At 72.8% G+C, this 23,308-nt stretch carries 19 protein-coding genes; 4 read left to right on the plus strand and 15 right to left on the minus strand.

The window, feature by feature from the left end:
- Window positions 1-342 precede the first annotated feature (342 nt).
- The 3 genes from ettA to OG937_28130 are packed head-to-tail and all read left to right on the plus strand — an operon-like array spanning window position 343 to window position 3,156.
- The gene (gene ettA / locus OG937_28120; protein WUD75282.1) at window positions 343-2,007 is read left to right on the plus strand and encodes an energy-dependent translational throttle protein EttA; all 1,665 of its coding nucleotides are present in this window, start codon (window positions 343-345) and stop codon (window positions 2,005-2,007) included.
- A gap of 7 nt (window positions 2,008-2,014) precedes the next feature.
- Window positions 2,015-2,467, plus strand: a complete 453-nt coding sequence (locus OG937_28125; protein ID WUD75283.1) for an acyl-CoA thioesterase — start codon at window positions 2,015-2,017, stop codon at window positions 2,465-2,467.
- A complete protein-coding gene (locus tag OG937_28130; GenBank protein WUD75284.1) occupies window positions 2,464-3,156 on the plus strand; it encodes a hypothetical protein in 693 nt (230 codons plus the stop codon). The genes OG937_28125 and OG937_28130 overlap by 4 nt, the downstream gene beginning before the upstream one ends.
- On the opposite strand, the gene OG937_28135 is transcribed toward OG937_28130, so the two are convergent.
- Window positions 3,157-3,570 (minus strand): globin, encoded by a 414-nt coding sequence (locus tag OG937_28135; GenBank protein WUD75285.1) that lies wholly within the window; start codon window positions 3,568-3,570, stop codon window positions 3,157-3,159.
- A 53-nt stretch (window positions 3,571-3,623) separates the two neighbouring features.
- Between OG937_28135 and OG937_28140 the strand changes: the two genes are divergently transcribed.
- A complete protein-coding gene (locus OG937_28140) occupies window positions 3,624-4,775 on the plus strand; it encodes a methyltransferase domain-containing protein (GenBank protein ID WUD75286.1) in 1,152 nt (383 codons plus the stop codon).
- On the opposite strand, the gene OG937_28145 is transcribed toward OG937_28140, so the two are convergent.
- The 14 genes from OG937_28145 to OG937_28210 all read right to left on the minus strand — a co-directional run bounded on the left by OG937_28145 (window position 4,756) and on the right by OG937_28210 (window position 23,099).
- Window positions 4,756-5,724, minus strand: coding sequence for an FHA domain-containing protein (locus OG937_28145; protein ID WUD75287.1), 969 nt, complete (start codon window positions 5,722-5,724; stop codon window positions 4,756-4,758). The two genes, OG937_28140 and OG937_28145, sit on opposite strands and share 20 nt — an antisense overlap.
- 39 nt (window positions 5,725-5,763) lie before the next feature.
- Window positions 5,764-7,113, minus strand: coding sequence for a VWA domain-containing protein (locus OG937_28150; GenBank protein ID WUD75288.1), 1,350 nt, complete (start codon window positions 7,111-7,113; stop codon window positions 5,764-5,766).
- Between the two features lie 53 nt (window positions 7,114-7,166).
- Window positions 7,167-8,354, minus strand: a complete 1,188-nt coding sequence (locus tag OG937_28155; GenBank protein WUD75289.1) for a protein phosphatase 2C domain-containing protein — start codon at window positions 8,352-8,354, stop codon at window positions 7,167-7,169.
- Between the two features lie 5 nt (window positions 8,355-8,359).
- The gene (locus OG937_28160; protein WUD75290.1) at window positions 8,360-10,993 is read right to left on the minus strand and encodes a serine/threonine-protein kinase PknG; all 2,634 of its coding nucleotides are present in this window, start codon (window positions 10,991-10,993) and stop codon (window positions 8,360-8,362) included.
- Entirely contained in the window at window positions 10,990-12,276 is a 1,287-nt protein-coding gene (locus OG937_28165) for a hypothetical protein (GenBank protein ID WUD75291.1), read from the minus strand. Before OG937_28165 ends, OG937_28160 begins: the two co-directional genes overlap by 4 nt.
- Before the next feature lie 39 nt (window positions 12,277-12,315).
- A complete protein-coding gene (locus OG937_28170) occupies window positions 12,316-13,335 on the minus strand; it encodes a glutamate ABC transporter substrate-binding protein (GenBank protein ID WUD75292.1) in 1,020 nt (339 codons plus the stop codon).
- Window positions 13,336-13,352: 17 nt separating this feature from the next.
- Window positions 13,353-14,741, minus strand: a complete 1,389-nt coding sequence (locus tag OG937_28175) for a hypothetical protein (protein WUD75293.1) — start codon at window positions 14,739-14,741, stop codon at window positions 13,353-13,355.
- Between the two features lie 230 nt (window positions 14,742-14,971).
- Complete coding sequence (locus OG937_28180; protein ID WUD75294.1) at window positions 14,972-15,988, minus strand: ATPase; 1,017 nt, start codon at window positions 15,986-15,988, stop codon at window positions 14,972-14,974.
- Complete coding sequence (locus tag OG937_28185; protein ID WUD75295.1) at window positions 15,979-17,241, minus strand: 6-phospho-beta-glucosidase; 1,263 nt, start codon at window positions 17,239-17,241, stop codon at window positions 15,979-15,981. Before OG937_28185 ends, OG937_28180 begins: the two co-directional genes overlap by 10 nt.
- A complete protein-coding gene (locus tag OG937_28190; GenBank protein ID WUD75296.1) occupies window positions 17,238-18,143 on the minus strand; it encodes a carbohydrate ABC transporter permease in 906 nt (301 codons plus the stop codon). Before OG937_28190 ends, OG937_28185 begins: the two co-directional genes overlap by 4 nt.
- Before the next feature lie 5 nt (window positions 18,144-18,148).
- The gene (locus tag OG937_28195) at window positions 18,149-19,096 is read right to left on the minus strand and encodes a sugar ABC transporter permease (GenBank protein ID WUD75297.1); all 948 of its coding nucleotides are present in this window, start codon (window positions 19,094-19,096) and stop codon (window positions 18,149-18,151) included.
- On the minus strand, window positions 19,096-20,433 hold the full coding sequence (locus OG937_28200) for an ABC transporter substrate-binding protein (protein WUD75298.1): 1,338 nt from the start codon (window positions 20,431-20,433) through the stop codon (window positions 19,096-19,098). The genes OG937_28195 and OG937_28200 overlap by 1 nt, the downstream gene beginning before the upstream one ends.
- Window positions 20,434-20,551: 118 nt before the next feature.
- On the minus strand, window positions 20,552-21,718 hold the full coding sequence (locus OG937_28205; protein ID WUD75299.1) for an ROK family transcriptional regulator: 1,167 nt from the start codon (window positions 21,716-21,718) through the stop codon (window positions 20,552-20,554).
- A gap of 322 nt (window positions 21,719-22,040) precedes the next feature.
- Window positions 22,041-23,099: a mechanosensitive ion channel family protein gene (locus tag OG937_28210; protein ID WUD75300.1), complete on the minus strand. Its 1,059-nt coding sequence runs from the start codon at window positions 23,097-23,099 to the stop codon at window positions 22,041-22,043.
- Between the last annotated feature and the right edge of the window lie 209 nt (window positions 23,100-23,308).

Here is a 23,308-nt window from a genome sequence, read left to right on the forward strand (position 1 = left end):
AATGTGTGTGCGATCTTGCTCTCGTGTCCACGGCGCCTGCGAGTGATCCGCCTGCACCTACAGATGCAGCTCGAAGCGGTGGACGCCAAGATCCAACAGGGCGAAGCCGCTGCGCGGACGCGGAGCTCTCTGGCGGCGCGGACAGCGACCTCTGGGCCGTCTCTGGGCCGTCCGAGGTCGCCCCGCGTTGACCAACGACGACCAAGTACGACGGGCCGCGGAATGACCGAGCCCAGGTCAGAGACGTGAGCCAGGTCGCTCACCTACTCGTTTCCGCCGGGGGGTGGCGGTACGGCAAGATGGGGTGTATCTGCCCACACATCGAACGCCGGACGGTTTCTCTTGGCTGAGTTCATCTACACCATGCGCAAGACGCGCAAGGCGCACGGCGACAAGGTGATCCTGGACGACGTCACCCTGAGCTTCCTGCCCGGCGCGAAGATCGGTGTCGTGGGGCCCAACGGTGCCGGTAAGTCCACCGTGCTCAAGATCATGGCGGGACTGGAGCAGCCGTCCAACGGCGACGCGTTCCTCTCGCCCGGCTACTCGGTCGGCATCCTGCTGCAGGAGCCGCCGCTGGACGAGTCCAAGACCGTGCTGGAGAACGTCCAGGACGGCGTGGGCCCGGTCAAGGCCAAGCTGGACCGGTTCAACGAGATCGCCGAGCTGATGGCGACCGACTACTCAGACGCGCTGCTCGACGAGATGGGCAAGCTGCAGGAGGACCTGGACCACGCCAACGCCTGGGACCTGGACGCCCAGCTGGAGCAGGCGATGGACGCCCTCGGCTGCCCGCCCGGCGACTGGCCGGTGGTCAACCTCTCCGGTGGTGAGAAGCGCCGCGTCGCGCTCTGCAAGCTGCTGCTGGAGGCCCCCGACCTGCTGCTGCTCGACGAGCCCACCAACCACCTGGACGCCGAGTCCGTGCAGTGGCTGGAGCAGCACCTGGCCAAGTACGCGGGCACCGTCGTGGCGATCACCCACGACCGGTACTTCCTGGACAACGTCGCCGAGTGGATCCTCGAGCTCGACCGCGGCCGCGCCTACCCGTACGAGGGCAACTACTCCACGTACCTGGAGACCAAGCAGTCCCGTCTCAAGGTCGAGGGCCAGAAGGACGCCAAGCGCGCCAAGCGGCTCAAGGAAGAGCTGGAGTGGGTCCGCTCCAACGCCAAGGGCCGCCAGGCCAAGTCCAAGGCCCGCCTCGCCCGGTACGAGGAGATGGCCGCCGAAGCCGAGAAGATGCGCAAGCTCGACTTCGAGGAGATCCAGATCCCGCCGGGCCCGCGTCTGGGCAGCATCGTGGTCGAGGTCAACAACCTCTCCAAGGCGTTCGGCGACAAGGTCCTCATCGACGACCTGTCCTTCACGCTGCCGCGCAACGGCATCGTGGGCATCATCGGCCCCAACGGCGCCGGCAAGACCACGCTGTTCAAGATGATCCAGGGCCTGGAGGCCCCGGACGCCGGCACGATCAAGGTCGGCGAGACGGTCAAGATCTCCTACGTCGACCAGACCCGCGCCAACATCGACCCCAAGAAGACCCTCTGGGCGGTCGTGTCGGACGAGCTGGACTACATCAACGTCGGCCAGGTCGAGATGCCGTCCCGCGCGTACGTCAGCGCCTTCGGCTTCAAGGGCCCGGACCAGCAGAAGCCGGCCGGCATCCTGTCCGGCGGTGAGCGCAACCGCCTCAACCTGGCGCTCACCCTCAAGCAGGGCGGCAACCTGCTGCTCCTCGACGAGCCGACCAACGACCTCGACGTCGAGACCCTGTCCTCGCTGGAGAACGCGCTGCTGGACTTCCCCGGCTGCGCCGTGGTCGTCTCCCACGACCGCTGGTTCCTGGACCGGGTGGCCACCCACATCCTCGCCTACGAGGGCGAGTCCAAGTGGTTCTGGTTCGAGGGCAACTTCGAGTCGTACGAGAAGAACAAGGTCGAGCGGCTCGGCGCCGACGCGGCCCGGCCGCACCGCGCCACCTACAAGAAGCTCACCCGGGGCTGAGCGGGAGATGGCCCGGCACATCTACCGCTGCCCGCTGCGCTGGTCAGACATGGACGCCTTCGGGCACGTCAACAACGTGGTCTTCCTCCGCTACCTGGAGGAGGCCCGGATCGACTTCATGTTCCGGCTGGCGCCCGGGGAGGGCAGCGAGTCGTTCACGGGCGGGTCCGTCGTCGCCCGCCACGAGATCGACTACCTGCGCCCGCTGGTGCACCGGCACGAGCCGGTGACGGTGGAGACGTGGGTGACCAAGGTGGGGGCCGCCTCACTGACCGTCGCGTACGAGGTCAAGGACGCGGAGGCGGTCTACGTACGCGCCTCCACGATCGTGGTGCCGTACGACCTCGAGAAGGGCCGGCCGCGCCGGATCACGGCGGAGGAGCGGTCCTTCCTCGAGGGGTACTTCGACGACAGCGCGGGTTCGCCCGGTGACGCCGGCAAGGGGGCAGTCGCCGCATGACGGCGCCCCTGCGACTCGCCGATGCCAGGGAGGCGGACGGTTTCGCCGCCTTCCTGGCCCGGCTGCTGCGCTGGGACAAGGCCGCCGTCGTCCGGCTGCGCGCCTCGGGCACGGTGCTCGCCGTGTTCGGGCAACCGCCGTTCGGCGGCGGGGTCCTGGCCGTCCGCACGGCCGAGCTGGACGGGGCCGCCGGCGACCTGGACTCGACCGTCTCCGCCGGGCAGTTGCTCGACGGCATCGACGAGGTGACGGGCACGGTCGCCGTGCCCGCGGCAGTCACGGGGCCGGCCTGGGCAGGAGTGCTCCCGCCGCGCGGCGGCTGGGAGCGGGTGCGGGGCCTGCCGTCCGCGGAGGACGTGCGCGCCGTGGCCGCCGCCGCGGTGACCGAGTTCCGCGACCGCAGCGAGGCACTGCGGCCGGAAAGCCGCACCCGCGCGGAGCTGGACGCCATCGCCGACGACATCTGGTCCCGGCAGCTCGGCGTCACCGGCCTGCCGCTGCGGGTGGTCCACGCCGCCCACGCGCTGGGCTTCCTCCGCCCGGTGCGCACCCCCGTCCCGGCACCGCGCACGGTCGGTCGGCCGGCGGTGGAGCTGCTCACGGTGGGGCCGTGGCTGCGGCTGCGCACGCCGTACGGCTCGGTCGCCGTCCGGCGCGGGGTGCCGGGGCTGTCGGTCAGCCCGGTGTGATCATCCCGCGGTGTTCACCATCGACGCCGCCGCGTAGACCAGGTAGTCCCACAGCTGCCGCTCGTGGTCGGGCTCCAGCTCCAGCTCGTCCAGCGCGGTCCTCATGCGCCGCAGCCAGGCGTCGTGGGCGGCCTGGTCGACCCGGAAGGGCGCGTGGCGCATCCGCAACCGGGGGTGTCCGCGGTTCTCGCTGTACGTGCGGGGACCGCCCCAGTACTGCATGAGGAAGAGCCTCATGCGCTCCTCGGCGGGCCCGAGGTCCTCCTCCGGGTACATGGGGCGCAGGACCGGGTCCTCGGCGACGCCTTCGTAGAAGCGGCGGACGAGCCGCCGGAAGGTCGGCTCGCCGCCGACCGACTCGAAGAACGTCTGCTGCTCGACGGTGCCCCGCGGGATCTCATTCACGCCTCCCATGCTCTCAGACGGCCCGCGTTGTCCGGAGGGGGTCACCGTCGCAGAGTGGTCGTATGACGGATGGCGACCGGTACGCCGCGGCGGCGGTGCCGTTGCGGGCCCGGCTGGTGCGCCGGATCGCCGCGGCCGGGGGGCTGGCGGACCCGCGGTGGCGGGCCGCGTTCGAGGAGGTGCCGCGCCATCTGTTCGTCCCCGTCTACCACCGGCCCCGCTCCGGCGGAGGGTTCACCCTGCTGTCGGCGGACGACGCCGACCCGCGCGGCCGGTCCCGCTGGCTGTCCGGCGCCTACGCGGACGTACCGCTGATCACCCTGGTCCGGGGCGGGGAACTGGTCTCCTCCAGCAGCCAGCCCTCGCTGATGGCCGCCATGCTGGAGGCGCTGCGGGTCGAGGACGGGCAGCGGGTGCTGGAGATCGGCGCGGGGACCGGGTACAACGCCGCGCTGCTCGCGCACCGCCTCGGTACCGGGGCGGTGACCAGCGTGGACCTCGACGCGGAGATCACCGAGGCCGCCCGCGCGCACCTGGCCGCGGCGGGGCGCCGGGCGACGGTGGTCACCGGGGACGGGGCGCTGGGCTGCCCGGACCGCGCGCCGTACGACCGGATCGTCGCCACCTGCGAGCTGCCGTCGGTACCGGAGGCATGGCCCCGGCAGTGCCGGCCCGGCGGGCTGATCCTCGCGCCCTTCGCGGGTGGGCTGATCGCGCTGCGCGTGACCGGCCCGGAGCGGGCCGAGGGGCGCTTCCTGCACACCCCCGCGTACTTCGTCTCGCTGCGGGGCGCCGGCGCGGCCCCGCGCCGGGCGGCCGTCGGCACCGACGGCACTTCCGGGCGCAGCCGTGCCAGCGACACCCCGCCGCGGGTCCTGGAGAACGAGCTGTTCCGCTTCCTGCTCGGCCTGTACGCCGGGGACGCCGAGGTCCACTGGACCCCGGGCGGCCCCACCGTCACCGCCGCCGACGGCTCCGCCGCGCACGCCGCCCGGGACGGCATTGTCCGGCTCACCGGGCCGCGGGACCTGTGGGCCGCGGTCGAGGAGGCGTACGTCCTGTGGCGCGGCCAGGGGCAGCCGCCCCGGGACCGCTTCGGCATGAGCGTGGCGGAGGGCCGCCAGTGGACCTGGCTGGACCGCCCGGACGGGCCGCACCGCTGGGAGCTGCGGCCCGCGCCGGGAACGGCCGGGGTCAGTCGCGGACGATCGTGATCGTCGTCCAGGCGCCGACGTGGACGCGGTCGCCGTCCGTCAGCGGGACGGGCACGAAGGGGTCGATGGGGTCCTCGCCGCCGTTGACGGTGGTCCCGTTGGTGGAGCCCTGGTCCACCAACGACCAGCTGCCGTCGGGCTGCTCCACCAGCACGGCGTGCTGGTGGGAGACGCCCGGGTCCTCGGGCGCCCGGGACAGGTCGATGTCGGGGGCCACGCCCGTGCTGTGCCGGCGCCGGCCGACGGTGACCTGGGGGCCCGTCAGCGGCATCCGCTGCTCGGGGGAGTACGACGGGAAGTACAGGCCGCGTGCGTCGGGGCCGCTGCGGGCCATCATGTCGGTGAAGTAGTCCCGGTCGGCGGCGATCACGGCGGTCCAGGTGCGCGGGCCCGCCTGCGGGGGCCCGGGATCCGGCGGGTTCGGCGGGGTGAGCAGGAAGTCGCCCGAGCCGGAGGTCACCGACTGCGGGGCCAGCGGCTCGGCCGGGCGGTTGATCTGCGACGGCCGGGACCGCTGCGACTCGTAGCGCTGGTACGGCGGCCCGTCCGGCGGGTAGCCGGGGGAGGAGGGCGGCGCCTGCGGGACGAAGGTCGTCCCGGCCTGGGTGACGAAGTTGTAGCGGCACTCCTCGCAGAACTGGGCGTATCCCTCGCGCGGGGTGCCGCAGTTGGGGCAGGGCTCGGCGGCGGCGGTGGCGTCCGGGTCGTAGCCGAGCCCGCCCTGGCCGTACCCGGGGTCGTACGCCGGTTCGTAGGCGGGTTCGTAACCGGGCGTGTGGCCCGGGGAGTAGCCGCCGGAGTACGGGGGCGCCGGCGCCGGTGCCGCGTACGTGGGCGGCGGGGACGACGGGCCGGGGACGGAGGGGGACGGTGGCGCGGACATGCGCATTCCGCACACCTCGCACCAGTCGTCCGTCGTGGACTGGTGACCGTTCGGACACGTCGACATGTCGTGCTCTCCCCCTCTGCCCCGCCCTGTCCCGCTGCTCTATTTCTTCACGCGGACGGTCTTCGTCGAACGTGTCTCGAGGGTCATCTCGTCCGCGTCGGCCACCCGGGCCTTCAGCCGCACAGTACCCGTCGCCGCGTCCACCACGTCCACGACCTTGGCCAGCAGCTTGGCGGTGTCCTCGTTGCCGGAGTCGCTGGCGAGCTGCACCGCCCGGCCGAGCTTGGCGGTCGCGGAGTCGAGGTCGCCCTGCTTGCGGGCCTCCAGGCCCTGCTGGATGACCTGGGCCAGTTCCGCCTGCCCGGTGTAGTGGGCGACCTGCGGGTTGATCCGCGTCGAGGCCGCCATGTCGTCCGTCCACACCGCACGCACCAGCCCCTGGCCGAGCACGCGCGCGGTGCCGTCCGGCTGGGGCAGGACGAGGGAGATCCGGGCCGCCAGCATCTCCTGACCGACGCCGGCCGCCGGCACCACCACGTTGACATGGTAGTCGCGCGACTCGTCGCCCCAGGAGCCCGTCGGGTAGTCGCCTGCGCGCGGACCGGCCTCGGTGCGGCGGGCGGTGAGGTCCTCCACGGTCGGCGCGACCTGCTTGACGTACCGGATCTCCGCGCCCTGCGGGGTCCACAGGCGCAGGGCCACGTCCGCGACCTCCTTGCCCATCGCGGTCTCCATCATCTGCCGGAAGTCCGCCTCCAGGCCGGACGGGTCGGCGACGATGTCCACCGTGCCGAGCAGCGCGGAGGCGATCCCGGTCAGCTCCTTGACCTCCCAGTCGGTGCCGACGCCACGCGCGTCGCAGGTGAAGCGGCCCGCGCAGGCGTCCAGCGCGGCGCGCAGCACCTCCGGCTTCTCGTGCTCGTTGCGGCCGTCGGTGAGCAGGATGCCATGCCGTATCGACACGTCGGACGTGGCCAGCAGCCGGTCGGCCAGCCGCAGCCAGGTGCCGATCGCGGTGCCGCCGCCCGAACTGAGGCGGCGCAGGGCGTCCTTGGCCTGGTGCCGGGTGGCCGGGTCGGCGACGGCCAGACCGCCGTTCGCCGGGTAGACCTCCTTGGCCTGGTGGGTGCCGGCGACCACGGCGAAGGCGACGCCGTCGCGGATGGTGTCGATGGCGGCGGCGGTCGCGTCGCGGGCGCTGCGCATCTTGGTCGGCGGGTAGTCCATGGAGCCCGAGCAGTCCACCATGATCACCACGGCCGCACCGGGCGCGGAGCCCGGCACGTCGCCGGGCGCGTGGGTGGCCAGCGGCAGCCCGCCGGTGGTGCCGCCGCCGGTCGAGGTCACGGTGACGATCGCGTTGACCTCGCGCCCGCCCTCCGGGAGGAACTCGTTCTGGTAGATGTCGACGGAGAACTGCGGCACGTTCGACTTGGAGAAGTTGGCCATCGGGTGCGCTCCTTGCGCTTGTTCAACCTTCGGAAGAGAGCATCAGGGAGAGGTCACGCGGCCGGGAACGGCAGCACGGCGACGGTGATGTTGTCGTGGCCGCCACCGTCGATGGCGACCCCGACCAGCGTGCGGGCGCACGTCAGCGGCCGGGTGCGGGCGTCCTCGGGCACCACGGAGGCCAACTCCGCGGCCGACTCCGCGTAGTTCCACAGTCCGTCGGTGCACACCACCACTACACCCGGTTCGTCCGGTTCGAAGGAAGCGGTGTGCGGGTCCAGTTCCACGGCGTCCGCGCCGAGCCAGCCGGTGATGGCGTGGGCCCGCTCGTCCGCGTACGCCTCGGCCTGGGTCATCAGGCCCATCGCCACCATGCGTTCGGCCCACGAGTCGTCCTCGGTCAGCCGGGAGGCGGGGGCGGAGCGGTCGTCGGGGATCCAGTAGGCACGGCTGTCCCCGATCCAGCCCACGGTGAAGGTCTTGCCGGAGGTGATCGCGCTGACGCAGGTGCACGCGGGCGCGTTGTGGTGGCGCCGGGCCTCCTCCTCGGGGGTCTCGGCCGCCAGGTCCGTCACCGCCTGGGCGGCGACGAGCAGCGCGTCGCGCATCGCCTCCTCGGGGTGGGCGCCGCGGGCGAGGGACCGCACGAGGGACGTGCTCGCGGTGCCCGCGGCCGTCTCCGAGGCGTCGTCGGGACGGTACGCGGAGGACACCCCGTCGCACACCACGGCGACGACGGCGGGCGTGCCGTCGGGCAGCGCGGTCGTCGCCAGCGCGAAGGCGTCCTCGTTGCGGTGGTGCCGCAGGCCCCGGTCGGTCACGGCGGCCACGCCGTCGCACTCCTGCTCCTGGTGGTCGCGGGGCCGGGGCTGTGCGTGCCCGCAGTGCTCGCAGTAGCCGTCCCCGTCGACGTCGCCCATGCCGCAGGCGACGCACCGCGGCGAGGCCGCGGACGTCCCGCCCGGGGACGGGTCCAGCCGCGGATCGGTGATCCGCGCCCGGGGCAGGTCGGCGGTGCCCAGGCCGAAGGGGAGGGTGTCGGTGTCCCTCCCCGGCGGGGCCAGTTCGTACGACTCCGGCTCACCGCCCGGCGGTCCGGGGGCGGCGGCGGGGTCGGGCGGCGCCAGTTCGTACGCGTCCGGTTGCCGGGGCGCGGACAGGTCGGCGCCGCAGACGCCGCAGAACTTGTCGTCGGGTTCCAGAGGCTCGCTGCACTCCGGGCAAACGGTCTCGTGCGGCATGGCGGTTACACCCACGTCCGGGGGCGGAGGCGGTTGGCCCGCTCCACCAGATCGATCCTTGTGCGGCCCTGGTCGGCGAGCCGGGCCAGTACCCGGTACGAGTGTTCCAGGCCGAAGCGCAGCCCCCGTTCGTCCAGGTCCCGGCCCAGGAGCCCGGGCGTGGCGGATCCGGCGGACGGGACGCCGGCCGCGCCCTGCTGCCCGGCCAGCACCCAGTCCAGCGCGCTGCCCAGCACCTCGGTGGACAGCTGCTCGCGCAACCGCGTGTCAAGACCCAGCCGTTGCAGGTCCTCGACCTGCCGGGCCGCGGCACGCAGGTCGTCCAGGAGCGGCTCCTGCGGGGCGCGTCCGCGCAGCCGCGCGCGGACGGCCGCCACCCGCGCGGCCGTGTAGTGGATCGAGGACTCCGGGACCGACTCCAGGGCGGCCACCGCCCCCGCCCGGTCGCCCGCGGCCAGCCGGACGCGGGCCAGGCCGAAGGCCGCGCTCACGTAGCTCTGGTCGGTGGTCCACACCAGCCGGTAGTACTCGGCGGCGTTGTCCAGCTGGCCCAGCACCTCGGCGCAGACGCCGAGCGCCAGCTTCGGGGCGGGCTCGCCGGGGAAGGCGTCGTAGACCGCGTCGAAGGACAGCGCGGCGGTGCCGTCGTCACGGGTGACGAGCGCGGCCAGACCTCGGTGCCACACCACGCGCCAGTCGTCGGGATGCTCCTCCTGCAGTCTCCGCAACTCCTCGGCGGCCGCGGGCGCGTCGTCGTTGTCGAGCCGGGCGCGCACGACGCGCAGCCTCAGCTCCGGGGAGCGCACCGGTGCCGCCTGCAGCGCGGCCACCAGCTCGGACGGCGCGGCGGCCGCGAGTCCGGCCAGGAAACCGGCGTTGGGGTCGGCGGGGTCGACGTGCGGCACGGGCAGCGAGAGCGCCGCGGCCCGTACGTCGAGGGACGAGACGGCGGGCCCGGCCGCCAGGGCCGGCGGGGCGGTCCGCTGGGCGGGCACGGTGAACGGGGTGCCCGGCACGGTCGTGCCGTACCCGCCGGGGCCGGGCACCGGTGCCGGCGACGGGGGCAGGGGCAGGGCAGGAGCGGCGGCGGCCGCGGCGGTCAGGGCCGGCCCGGCGCCCCTGCGGTCGCCGTTCGCACCGTTCGCGCCGCGGTCGCCCAGGGTGGAGGCGTCCTCGGCGGCCGCCAGCAACTCGGTGTCGACCACCCGCAGTTCCGGGCCGAACAGGGTGGACAGGGCGGGCCGCGGCTTGCCGGTGCCGAGCGCCACGACCTCGCGCAGCACGCCCAGCAACTGATCGCTCATCTCCTCCGCCGAGGCGAAGCGCCGCCCCGGGTCGGGGTCGGTGGCACGGACCAGCAGCCGGTAGAAGGACTCGTAGCGGGAGAAGACCTCGATGCCGTCCGGGTCCGGCAGGCTGTCCGCGAACACGTTCGTGTAGCCCTGGAAGTCGAAGGTGAGCACGGCCAGCGTCCGCGCCACCGTGTACAGGTCCGAGGCGACGGACGGGCCGACCTCGGGCACCTCGGGCGCCTGGTAGCCGACCGTCCCGTAGATCGGGCTGTCCTGGTCGTCCATCCTGCGGACGGCGCCCATGTCGATCAGTTCCAGCCGGTCCTCGGTCTGGATGGCGTTGTCGACCTTGAAGTCGCAGTAGAGCAGGTTGCGGCTGTGCAGGTGGCCGAGGGCGTCCAGCGCCTCGATCGCGTAGGCGATGGCCTGGTCGACGGGGAGCGGCTCGCGTCTTCCGTCGGCGCTGCGGCGCTCGTTGGCGATCTCCTTGAGGGACTTGCCGCCGACGTACTCCATGACGATGTAGCCGTCGAGGGTGCCGCCCCGCGGGTCGAGGTGCTCGACGAAGTTGTAGATCCGCACGATGTTGGGGTGCTCGATCTCGGCGAGGAAGCGACGTTCGGAGACCGCCGCGGCCAGCGCGTCCTCGTCGCCGGTGTCGAGCAGGCCCTTGAGCACCACCCAGCGGTCGCTGACCGCCCGGTCCACGGCCAGGTAGATCCAGCCCAGGCCGCCGTGCGCCAGGCAGCCCACGACCTCGTACTGGCCGTGCACCACGTCGCCCGCCCGCAGCTTGGGCGTGAACGAGTACGGGTGACCGCACTTGGTGCAGAAGCCCTCGGTGCGCCCGGCCCGGTCGCCGCGGCTGCGTCCGACCGGCGCCCCGCAGTCGCCCTTGCTGCAGAACCGCTTCCGCTCGGGGACCTGCGGGTCGTGCAGCACCGCGGCGGCCGGGTCCGGCCGGGGGATGGGCGGTACGGTCACCAGGCCGGCGCCCAGCTTGCCACGGGTCGGCCCGCTGGAGCCGGAGCGCGAACTGCGCACGGAGACGGAGGCGGCACCGCTCGTGGTGCCGCTCAGCGAACGGGACAGCCGCCCCGACACCGAACGGCGCGAGGAGCGGGACGAGCCCGAGGTCCGCGACGAGCGCGAGGAGGCTCCGGAACCCGGTCCGGTCCCCGTGGCCCGCGACGGCTGCGACGGCTTCGACGAGCCCCCGCCCCCGCCCGGGCCGGCGGCCGGCCCCGCCGCCGCGGCGAGCGGCGCCAGCCCGCACGTGTCGCAGAACAGCTCACCGCCGCCGACGTCCTCGATCGTCCCGTCGCAGCCCGGACGCTGGCAGTTCATCGTGCATCCCCCCTGTGGTCGGCAGGTCCCGCCTGCCCCGGCACCAGCAACTCGGCAACGGCCTGCTGATAGCGCAGCACCGCGTGCTCCGCGGCGCGCAGGTCGCACGGCGCGCTCCACAGGAGACGCCGTGCGTGGTCGTAGCGCTCCATCAGGAGCGGGTCCTCCGCCATTCCGTGACGCGCCACCTTCGCCCGGTACGCGTCGAGCCGGCCGCGCAGCTCGGCGCGGACGGCCAGCGGCGCGGTGACCGCGGTCAGCGACTCGCGGGCGCGCAGCAGTTCGTCGTCCGCGCGCTGTTCGAGGCCGTCCAGCAGCGGGGAGAGACGGTGCCACTGGCCGGTCCTGCGGAAGTCGACCGCGGCGGAGAGCTGATCGTGCAGCGCGACCGGCGCCCCGCTCACCGCGGGCACCTCCGAGGCCGCGATCTTGGCGAGCACCTCGACCCGGGCGCTGCGCGCCTCGGTGAGGGTGCGGTCGGCGCGCGACAGGACGTCCCGCAGCCGCATCAGCCGGTGGTCGGCGTCGTCGCGGACGTGCAGCACGGCCTCGACCTCACGCCGTATGTCCTCCAGGGTCCGCCCGGCCCGGTCGTAGCGCCCGGTGTCGGGCCGGCCCCCGGACCAGAAGGCGAGCGGGTCGCAGACCACCTCGGCGCGCAGCGCCGCCAGCGAGTCCAGCATCCCCGCCAGGTCGTCGCCCGAGGGGTGGGTGCCGGGGCGCACCCCGACGGACTCGGCGAGCGAACGGACCCGCTGCGCCTCCGCGATCAGCAGGTCGATGCGCGCGGGCAGCGCCGACCACACCGCGTCGGCGGCGGACACCACGTCCATCACCTGCGCGTACCACTCGTTCATCCGCGCCAGCAGCTGCTCCAGGCTGACCCGTTCGCTCAGCCGTGCCGGACCCGTCAGGCCCCGTGCCGCCTCCGGCAGGGCGCCGCCGGCGACGGTGACGCCGGAGCCGCGCAGCAGCTCGGTCAGTTCCCGCAGTTCGCTCTGGGTGGGCCAGCGGCGGCGGCCGCGCAGGGCCCGGGCGGTGATGAGGGCCTCCGTGTACGTGTCGAAGTGCGCCCACAGCAGGGCGACGGCCTGCTCGGCCGCGGCCCAGCGCTCCTTGGTGGCACCGCTCAGCGCCGCGCCCTCCAGCAGCCTTCGGCCGGAGTGGTCCTGCAGCGCGAGCAGGGACGCCTCGATCGCGTCCCGCTCGTCACCGAGCCGTGCCAGGGCACGGTCGGCGTCCTCACGGCTCATCGCCGGTCCGGATGGTCCCGCGACCGCCATCGCACCTTCCTTCTCTCCCGCCGGTCCCCGTGCTTCGCGTCAGTCCTTGTAGAGCGGTTCCGGCGGCCCCTCGATGCCGGGAAGGTCCGCCTCCAGCCAGGTACGGTACGCCTGCATCCAAGGACTGTCCGGGCCACCGCTGCGGTAGTCCTCCAGCACCCTGTTGACCCGGCGCACCAGGTCGGTGTCCTTCTCGTTCATCGCCACGCCGTAGTACTCGGTGGTGACCGGGGTGCCCACCAGCCGCACCGCCGGGTCCTGGGCGGCCTGGCCGGCGGCCAGCGCGTTGTCGGTGAAGACGGCGTCCGCCTCGCCGAGTTGCAGCATCACCAGGCAGTCCAGCTGGTTCGCCACGAGCAGGACGCGGGGCTGCAGCCGCTCCTTCTCCTTCTCCAGCTCGGCCTGCCCGGTGCTCCCCTGGGCGACGCAGATCCGTTTCCCCTTCACGGAGGAGTCGAACCCCTTGATGGCGGAACCCTGACGGGGGACCAGCAGTTGCTGCCCCGCCTCGAAGTAGGCGGTGGAGAAGGCGATGTGCTTCTCCTTGATCCGTTCGCAGGTGATGCTCACGGTGCGCACCAGCAGGTCCACGTCACGGTTGTTGACGGCGTCGAAGCGCTTGGCGGTCGGCACGGTCTTGTAGAGGATGGCGTCCTCGCTGCCGAGGATGTCCTTGGCGATGGCCTTGGCCAGGTCGATGTCGAAGCCGACGATCTTCCGGGATACCGGGTCGCGGTAGCTCCAGCGGTAGCCGTTCTGGTCGACCCCGATGACCAGTTTGCCGCGCTTTTTGATCCGTTCGATCGCCGGTCCGCTCGCTGAGGACGGCCGCAGACTCGCCTCCGGGTGGCCGCCGCAGTCGTCGTCGGCCGTGGCCTTCCCCGGCGCGGCGGCCGGCGTCCCGGTGGCCGCCGCCCGTGCCTCCGGCCGGTCCCGGTCCCCGTCTTTGCCGTACTGCAGCGGCAGCACGGCGCCGGCGGCCGCGGCCGCGCACAACGCGGCCGCCGAGACCACGGCCGCCCAGCCCCGCACGCGCCACCCACGCTCCTGGCGTCCCATCAGCCGCCTCCCCCCGCTCACCGGTACTCCGACAGCCGGCGCCCGATGCCGAGCACCGCGCCCGCGGCGCCGAGCACCGCCAGCAGCGCGGCACCCGCCACCAGACCGTCCAGCGCGCCGCGCCCGTCGGCGGCGGCCCGTTCGAACTCCTGCTGCTCGTGGTCGACGGCGCGGGCGAGGTCGGTGTCGACCTGGTCGAAGCAGAAGCCGGTGAACTGCTCGGGCCGTTGCCCGTTCTCGTACGTGCCGCCGATCGTCTGGGCCACGGCGTCCAGGTAGTTGCCCGCGTCGTCCTTCTCGCGGGCCTCGCCGTGCAGTCCCCACCAGGCCTTCGCGGCCTCCATCGCGGACGTGATGCTCTTGCGGCCCTGGTCGTCGTCGGCGAGGTCGAGCGCCCGCGCCAGCAGGCCCGTCCGCCCGTCGGCGTCCGTGCCCGCCAGGCCCTGCAGTTGCTCGTCGTACGCCGTGCTGTAGGCGTCCCCGCCGCCGCGGGCCACGAGCGTCAGGTTCTCGTTGCCACGGGCCTGCAGGGTCTGGATCCGGGCCTCGTTGAGGACCTGCAGCGACCGCGCGCCGTGCGCGTAGGAGTCGTCCAACTGGGCACGGGCGACGCCGTGCCCGGCGACCAGCCACAGCAGCACCACGGCGGTGGCCACCGTGCCGGCCAGCATGCCCGGGTTGAACACCCGGTGGGTCCGCCGGTACGAGCGCCGCTGCGCCCACACCAGCGCGCCCAGCGCGACGAGGCCGAGGCCCCAGGCGGCCAGCGGCAGGGCCTTGGCGTCCTGGTAGTCCTCGCCCAGCCGTGCGGTCTCGATCGTCCACAGCTGCTTGGCGTCCGGGAGGATCTCCTCGCTCATCATCTTGTTGGCGCGCCGCAGGTACGCCCCGCCGACCGGGAAGCCCTGGCGGTTGTTGGCGCGGGCCCGTTCGACCAGGCCGGTGTAGACCGACAGCCGCTGGTTCAGCCGCTCCAGGCGGGCCTGCGCCTGGGCGGAGTCCTCGGAACTGGCCGCCGCGTCGGCGATGTTCCGTGAGGCGATCTCGATGTCCCGGGCGTACCGCTCGCGGTCCTGCGCGGGGTCGTCGCCGCCGGCGAGGAAGCCGCCGGCGGCGGTGGCGTCCGCGTCGGCGAGCGAGCGGTAGATGTCCGCGGCCCGGGCGCTCAGCGGCTCGCTGTGGTGGATCACGTCGTCGGCCGCGGCGGCGCGCTCGGTGATCTGCCACGCCGTCACCGCGCCGAAGGCGACGACGAGCAGGGCCAGCAGCGCTCCGATGATCCGCAGCCGTCCCGGTTCCGTGGTGGCCGCGGCGCGCCACACGCGTAGTTGCTCCACCCACGCCCGTGGTCGCCTGCCGCCGGGTGCGGGCGTGTCCGCCCGCACGGTCGGCGACTCCGTTTCCATCGGCGTCCGTGTCACCTGCCGGCCCTCCCCCCGACCCGTTCGCCCGCGCGTACGCGCGACGAGCCCATGACCAGCAGTATGGCCGTCGTCACCGGCATCCACCCAGGGATTGCGTGGATCTTGCCGTCCGTACAGCCCGTCTGCCGCCCGTCGGGTCCCCCCGCGCGCCGCCCCCTCGCAGCTCACCACGCACGGGGGAGTGCGTTCGGTTCCCCCGGCGTGCGCGCCGGTTACGACACGGAGCCCACCGATGCGTAGTGCGCCCGCAGCCGGGCGTGCGCCTCCGCCGTCGCGCCGGTGCGGTCCAGGCCCAGCAGGGCGGCGCCCAGCACCGGCGGTGAGGTCACCACCTTGGGGACGGCCTTGGGCGCCGCGGCGGCCAGCAGGGAGGTCACGGAGTCCATCAGCAAGGGGTGGCGGGCGGCCAGCACACCGCCGCCCAGGACGACGTCGGCCTCCTCGTCGAGCAGGTCGAGCCGGCGCAGCGCGACCGTGGCCATGACCACGATCTCCTCGGCCTGCCGCTCCACGATGGCCCGGGCGACCGGGTCGCCGGCCTGCGCGGTCGCGAAGAGGACGGGGGTCAGCTCGTGCTTGCGGGAGATCGCGAGGTGGCCCAGGTGCAGGGCCTCGATCAGGGCGTACATCGAGGTCAGCCCGAAGTGCCCGGGGAGCGCGGCGGCGAGCGCGGTGGCGCCGCCGCGGCCGTCCTCGGCGCGCGCCGCCCACCACAGGGCCTCGTCGGCCAGGCCCGCCCCGCCGCCCCAGTCGCCGGACAGGTGGCCGATGGCCGGGAAGCGGGCCGTGCGCCCGTCCGGGAGCATGCCCGCGCAGTTGATGCCGGCGCCGCACACCACGGCGACCCCGCGCGGCCCGTCGACGCCCGCCCGCAGGAGGGCGAAGGTGTCGTTGGCGACCCGGGTGGTCTCGCCCCAGCCCCGGGCGTGGACGGCCAGTTCGAGCTGCTGCTCCTCCACGGGGAGGTCGGCGTTGGCCAGGCACGCGGAGACGTGCCGCACCAGCGGCCCCCCGGGCCGCGGGGCGAGGCCGGCGGCGTCGGCGGCCCGCTCGACGATGCGCGCGATCACCTCGACCGCCGTCTCGGTGCCGACGATCTGCGGCTGGAACCCGCCGCCGCGGGCGGTGGCCAGCACCGTCCCGTCGGCGGCGACGAGGGCGACGTCGGTCTTGCTGTTGCCCGCGTCGACGGCGAGCACCCCGTCGACGACGAGAGGGTTCAGGCCCACGCGAGGTGCTCCCGGTTGTGCGCGATCAGACGGTCGGTCAGGGCCTCGGCGTACTCGTACTGGCCGACGAGGGGGTGCGAGAGCAGGGCCTTGAAGACCCGGTCGCGTCCGCCGTGCACGGCGGCGGTCAGCGCCAGGTCCTCGTAGGCGGTGACGTTCGCGACCAGACCGGCGAACAGCGGGTCCAGGGGCGGGACGGGCAGCGGGTGCGTCCCGTTCGCGTCCACGGTGGCCGGGACCTCGATGACGGCGTCGTCGGGGAGGAACGCGAGGGTGCCGTTGTTGAGGGTGTTGACGACCTGGACGTCGCCGGTGTCCCGCAGGAGGGAGGAGGCGAGGGCCACGGCGGCCTCGGAGTAGTAGGCCCCGCCGCGCCGGGAGAGCAGCTCCGGCTTCTCGTCGAGGGTCTCGTCCCCGTACATCCCCAGCAGCTCCGCCTCGATGGCGGCCACCTCGGCGGCCCGGGACGGCTTGGTCCGCATCTCCCGAACGACCTCGTCGTGGGCGTAGTAGTAGCGCAGGTAGTACGAGGGCACCACGCCCAGCCGGTCCAGCACCGGGCGGGGCAGGTGGAGGTCGGCGGCGATGGTGTCGGCGTGCCCGGCGAGCAGCTTCGGCAGGACGTCCTCGCCGGCGGGGCCGCCGAGCCGGACGCCGCGTTCCCAGGTGAGGTGGTTGAGGCCCACGTGGTCCAGGTGGACGTCCTCGGGCGCCACGCCGAGCAGCCCGGCGAACTTCCGCTGGAAGCCGATGGCGACGTTGCACAGCCCGACGGCCTTGTGACCGGCCTGCAGCAGGGCGCGGGTGACGATGCCGACCGGGTTGGTGAAGTCGATGATCCAGGCACCGGGAGCGGCCCGGCGGACCCGCTCGGCGATGTCCAGCACCACCGGCACCGTGCGCAGCGCCTTGGCCAGCCCGCCCGCGCCGGTGGTCTCCTGACCGACGCAGCCGCACTCCAGCGGCCACGCCTCGTCCTGCGCCCGGGCGGCCTGGCCGCCCACGCGCAGTTGCAGCAGCACGGCGTCGGCCCCGGCCACGCCCGCGTCCAGGTCCGAGGTGGTGGTCACGGTGCCGGGGTGGCCCTGCCTCGCGAAGATCCGCCGGGCGAGCCCGCCGACCAGCCGCAGCCGGTCCTCGGCGGGGTCGACCAGGACCAGCTCCTCGACCGGCAGGGTCTCCCGCAACCGGGCGAAACCGTCGATGAGTTCCGGGGTGTACGTGGACCCGCCGCCCACGACCGCCAGCTTCATCCTTTGACTCCCGTCAACGTCACGCCTTCGATGAAGGCCTTTTGCGCGAAGAAGAAGACGACGATCACGGGTGCCATGACCAGCACCGTGGCGGCCATCGTCAGGTTCCAGTTGGTGTGGTGGGCGCCCTTGAAGGACTCCAGGCCGTAGCTCAGGGTCCAGGCGGCCGGGTTCTCGCTCGCGTAGATCTGCGGGCCGAAGTAGTCGTTCCAGCAGTAGAAGAACTGGAACAGCGCCACCGCGGCGATGGCCGGCTTCGCCATCGGGAGCACGACGCGCAGCATCGTGCGCAGTTCGCCGCAGCCGTCGACCTTCGCCGCGTCCGTGTACTCCTTGGGGATGGTGAGCAGGAACTGCCGGAGCAGGAAGATGGTGAACGCGTCGCCGAAGGCCATCGGGATGATCAGCGGCCACAGCGTCCCCGACAGGTGCAGCTGCTTCGCCCAGAACAGGTACATGGGCACGATGACGACCTGCGGGGGCAGCATCATCGTGGAGATCACGAGCATCATCGACAGATTCCGCCCGCGGAAGCGGAACTTGGCCAGCGCGTAGGCGACCGGCGTGCTGGAGACGACGGTCAGCACGGTCCCGAGGCCCGCGTACAGCAGGGTGTTGCGCCACCAGGTGAGGAAACCCGGGGTGTCCCAGACGGTGCCGAAGTTGCCCCACTCCCAGGTCCTGGGCCACAGGTCGCGGGTGAGGGCCTGGTTGTCGCTCATCACCGCGGTGAGGAAGACGAAGACGAACGGCAGGACGAAGAAGAGCGCGGCGGCGATGCCGAGGGCGTGCACCGCGATCCAGTGCAGCGCCGCCTTGCGGGCCGCGGTGCGCCGCGCACCGGAGGGGAGTCCGGTGGCGGACGCCGGGGCGGAGGGGGCGAGGGTCGCGTGGGTCGTCATGGGTGTCAGTCCTCCGCCGTCAGGAAGCCGCTGCGGCGGCGCATCAGGAGCGCGGTGAAGGCCATGGAGAGCGCGAAGAGCACGAGGGCGATCACACAGGCCGAGCCGGTGTCGAAGCGCTGGAAGCCGAGGTTGTAGACCAGTTGCGGCAGGGTCAGCGTGGACTTCTCCGGGTAGCCGGGTTCGAACTGCTGGCCGGAGCCGCCGATGATGCCGCTGGCGACCTTCCCGGCGACCAGGGGCTGTGTGTAGTACTGCATCGTCTGGATCACCCCGGTCACGACGGAGAACATCACGATGGGCGAGATGTTCGGCAGCGTGACGTAGCGGAACCGCGACCAGGGGCCGGCGCCGTCCAGCTCGGCGGCCTCGTACTGCTCCTTGGGCACGTCGAGCAGCGCCGCCATGAAGATGACCATGAGGTCGCCGATGCCCCACAGGGCCAGCAGCGTGAGGGCGGGCTTGGACCAGGATGGGTCGTTGAACCAGCCGGGCGTCGGCAGCCCGACGCTGCCCAGCAGGTGGTTGACCGGCCCGGTGCCGGGGTTGAGCAGGAAGGCGAAGGCCATGGTCGCGGCCACCGGCGGGGCCAGGTAGGGCAGGTAGAAGGCGGTGCGGAACAGCCCCGCGCCCGTCTTGATCTTCGTGATCAGCAGCCCGATCCCGAGCCCGAACACGACCCGCAGGCTGACCATGACCACGACCAGCCACAGGGTGTTGCGCAGCGCCGGCCAGAAGAACGGGTAGTCGCTGAAGACGTACGACCAGTTCTTGAGGCCGTTCCAGGTGGGGGCGGTGAAGCCGTCGTACTTCATGAAGGAGAAGTAGACGGTCGAGACCAGCGGGTAGGCGAAGAAGACGCTGAAGCCGATCAACCAGGGCGAGAGGAAGGCGAGGGTGCGAAGCGCCTCGCGGCGGCGCTTCGCCCTCAGCATCGGGTGGACGGTGCTCATCAGCGGGCCTGCGCGATGTCCTTGTCGACCTGCTCGTCGACGCCCTTGAGGCCGGCGGCCAGGTCGGTCTGCTTGCCCGCCTCGTAGGCGTAGCCGAAGTCCTGCAGCGTCAGCTGGTAGGTGCCGCCGTTGACGCTGGCGGGGGTGGTGGTGCTGTTGGGGTTCTGCGCGATCTCCACGAAGGTGCGGAAGAGGGGATCGGCGTCCAGCTCCGGGGACTTCAGCGCGGCCAGCGTGGAGGGCACGTTGTGGATGGCGTTGGCGAAGCTCACCACCGCGTGGGTGTCGGTGGCCATGTACTTCACCAGCTCCCAGGCGGCGTTCTTCTTGGCGCTGGTGTTGGCGACGCCGATGATCGTGCCCGACAGGTAGCCCTTGCCGTAGGTGTCGGCCTGGTCGTCCGGCACGGGGAAGGGGGCGACGCCGATCTCGAACTTCGTGCCCGCCTCCCCGGCCATGCCGGCCCGCCACTCGCCGTCGATGGCCATGGCCACCTGGCCGGTGTGGAAGGGGTTCTTGGCGCCCCACTCGTCACCGAAGCCCGACCGGTACTTCTCCAGCTTCTTGAAGCCGCCGAGCGCCTTCACCATGTCCTGCTGCCAGGTGAACATGGCCGCGAAGCCCGGGTCCTTGGCGACGCCGGACTTGCCGTCGGCGTCGAAGTACTTCGCGCCCCACTGTGCGGCCAGGTGCGTGGTGGTGGACTCGTAGCCGTGGAAGTTCGGCATGAATCCGAGCTGGGAGTACGAGTCGCCCTTGCTCTTGGTGAGCTTGACCGCGTCGGCCTTGAACTCCGAGAGGGTCTTCGGCGGGGAGGTGATCCCGGCGGCCTTGAAGGCGTCCTTGTTGTAGTACAGGCCGTAGGCGTCGCCGAGCAGCGGCAGCGTGCAGCGCTTCCCCTCGAACTGGGTGTACTCCAGCATCGGCTTGGGGAAGGTGGCGGCCGGGTCGATGCCGGACTTTTTCAGGAACGGGTCCAGGTCGGCGAAGGCGTTGGACGAGCAGAACTTGCCGACGTTGTCGGTGGTGAAGGAGGAGACGACGTCCGGGGCGTTGGGGCCGCCGGCCCGCAGCGCCTGGTTGATCTTGTCGTCGGTGATGTTGCCCTGCACCTTGACGTGGATGTTGGGGTGGGCCTTCTCGAACGCCTTGACGTTGGCGTCGATCGCCTTCACCTCGCTCGGCGCGGACCAGCCGTGCCAGAAGGTGATGGTCACGTCCTTGCTGGGGTCGTCGCCTGCGGTGTTGTTGCCGGAGCCCGTGCACGCGCTCGTCAGCAGGGTTATCGCGGCGGCGGCCGCGACGGCGGCCGCGGCCGTCTTGGTGGAACCGGACACTTCGCTTCCTCCGGGGACTTCGGGCGGTTCGAGGGTGTGCGAGACCGGCGGAGGGACCCGCGGTGGGTCCGTCCGCTGTGTGTGCGGGTGGGTGGGTGGGACGGGTGGGCTGGTGCGTTCAGCGCGAGGTGTCGAACACCTCGTCGCGGGTGGTGGCGAGGGCGCTCTGCAGCGCCCCGGACAGGACGGGGTCGTTCGGTACGCCGCCGAGCACCAGCCGGGGCCGGGGCACGGCCAGTTCGGCCAGTTCGGACTGGACCAGGGAGCGCAGCGGCTCCCCGCCCGCGGCGATCACCCCGCCGGCCAGGACGATCAGTTCGGGGTCGAGGACGGTCACCAGCGAGGCCAGCCCGATGGCGAGCCCGGTGGCGAAGCGCCGCAGCAGCTCCGCGTGCGCGTCGTCGCCGGTCCCCGCCGCCGCGGCGAGCAGCGCCGAGGCGCCCTCGGCCTGGGTGCCCCGCGGCACGGCGAGTCCCAGTTCCCGCGCGATGCGCAGGACCGCGTTGCAGCCGGCCAGTTCCTGGAAGCCGCCGGCGTTGGCCTTGGCGACGTGCCGGACCAGGGGGGTCCCCGGCACCGGCATGAAGCCGACCTCGCCGGCGCCGCCGGTCCAGCCGCGGTGCAGCCGGCCGCCGATCACGATGGCCGCGCCGATGCCCTCCTCGTTCCACAGCAGGACGAAGTCGTCGTGGTCCCGGGCCGCGCCGAGCCGCTGCTCGGCGACGGCGGCGAGGTTCACGTCGTTGTCGTACTCCAGGGGGACGGGCAGGGCGGCGGCCAACTCGTCCAGGAGGGTGGGGGAGTGCCAGCCGGGGAGGTGGCTCGCGTAACGCAGCCGGCCGGTGCTGGGGTCGAAGGCGCCGGGGGTGCCGACGACGATCCGGTGCAGGTCGGTGCGGTGCAGCCCGGCCGCCTTCACCGCGCCGTCGACGGCCTGGACGACCTGCTCGACGGCGCCGCCCTGGCCGCGCCGGCCGCGGCCCGGGGCGGCGAGCTCGAACACGCCGGCCACCCGGCCGGTGATGTCGGCGACGGCGGCACGGATGCGCTCGGTCGTCACGTCGAGGCCGGCGACGTGCGCGGCCGCGGGGTTGACCGCGTACAGCTGGGCGTTGGGCCCCGGGCGCCCGGCCGTCGTACCGGTGGCGAGGACCAGCCCGGCCGCTTCGAGACGGGCGAGCAGTTGGGAGGCGGTGGGCTTCGACAGGCCGGTGAGCTTGCCGATCCGGGTACGGGAGAGCGGGCCGTGTTCGATGAGCAGGTCGAGCGCGGCGCGGTCGTTCATCGCCCGCAGTACGCGCGGTGTGCCGGGGGTGCCAGGTGTGCCTGGGCTTCCGGGGGTACCGGCCACGGTCTCGTCCTCCCTCGTCGTGACGGCTCGCGCCGCAGGCTACGGCACGGGGCTGATGGGCTGGGTGGGGTCAGGGGGGCTGGTGTGCCCGGTGTTGGTAGTTAGGAAACTTTCCTGTTGGTGAAAGGCAAGGTAGGCGCCCGTGGCCGGAGCGTCAAGGGCGGTTCGCGAGGTCGGCGCCAAAGCGTTACCGGCCGCGCCGCGGCACGGAAAAGGGGCGCCGGGCGGTGCCCGGCGCCCCTGGTGGGCGGTGTCGCTACTTGACGGTGCTCGGCTGGGACGACGCCGGCGCCGGGGCCAGCGGCTGGGCCGCCAGGGCCTGCGGGGAGGCGGGGTTGGCCAGCGCGGACGGCGGGGCGACGGCGGACGAGGGGTCGGCCGGCTCGGCTTCCTCCACCGCCTGCGGGGTTCCGCCGACGATCGCGATCCCGGCCGCGTCGAAGGCCCGCTTGATCCTCCAGCGCAGCTCCCGGCCGACCGCCGCCGACTTGCCCGGCATCGTCTTGACCTGCGTCTGGATCAGCACCGAGTCCGAGGTCACCGACTCCAGGCCCAGCACCTCGACCGGCTCCCAGAGCACCTCGTCCCACGGCTGGTCCTTGGCCATGGCGGCGGCGGCCTCCTCGATCACCGTGCGGGCCCGGTCCAGGTCCTCCCCGTAGCCGACCTGGACGTCCACCACGGCCGTCGCCCAGCCCTGGCTGAGGTTGCCGATCCGCTTGACCTCGCCGTTGCGGACGTACCAGATCTCGCCGTTGTCGCCGCGCAGCTTGGTCACCCGCAGTCCGACCTCGACCACGGTGCCGCTGGCGACGCCCGCGTCGATCACGTCGCCGACGCCGTACTGGTCCTCCAGGATCATGAAGACGCCGGAGAGGAAGTCGGTCACCAGGTTCCGCGCGCCGAAGCCGATCGCCACACCGGCCACACCCGCGCTGGCCAGCAGCGGAGCCAGGTTGATCTTCAGTACGGACAGCACCGTCAGTGCCGCCGTCCCCATGATCACGAACGAGGCCACGCTGCGCAGCACCGAGCCGATCGCCTCACTGCGCTGCCGCCGCCGCTCGGCGTTGACCAGCAGCCCGCCCAGCGCGCTCGTCGCCGCGACCTCGGCGCCGCGGTTCATGCGCTCGATGAACTTGGTGATCATGCGGCGGACGACGGACCGCAGCACCAGCGCGATCACCATGATCAGCAGGATGCGCAGCCCGGCGGAGAGCCAGTCCGCCCAGTTCTGGCTGATGTAGTCGGCGGCGTCGGTCGCGCTCTTCTGGGCGTCGTCGATCGTCGTGACGGTGGACGGCGAGGGGGACACGGGCGGAAACCTCCGGGTTGGGCAGGTTCCCAACACTAACGGGGGAGGCGAAGTGTCCCGTTGTGTTGTTCGAGCGCGACGTGCGGTGATTCAGGGCATGTAAAAGGGGTGTGGTTGAAAACACCCTCGCTCCGTTACCCGGTCATGGTGGCGCCGTGACCGGGCTTCCGGAGAGACTGTGGGCAGATCGTCCCGGCGCGAGCCACGCG

Origin of the sequence: Streptomyces sp. NBC_00510, assembly GCA_036013505.1 — a bacterium.
Taxonomy (GTDB): domain Bacteria; phylum Actinomycetota; class Actinomycetes; order Streptomycetales; family Streptomycetaceae; genus Actinacidiphila.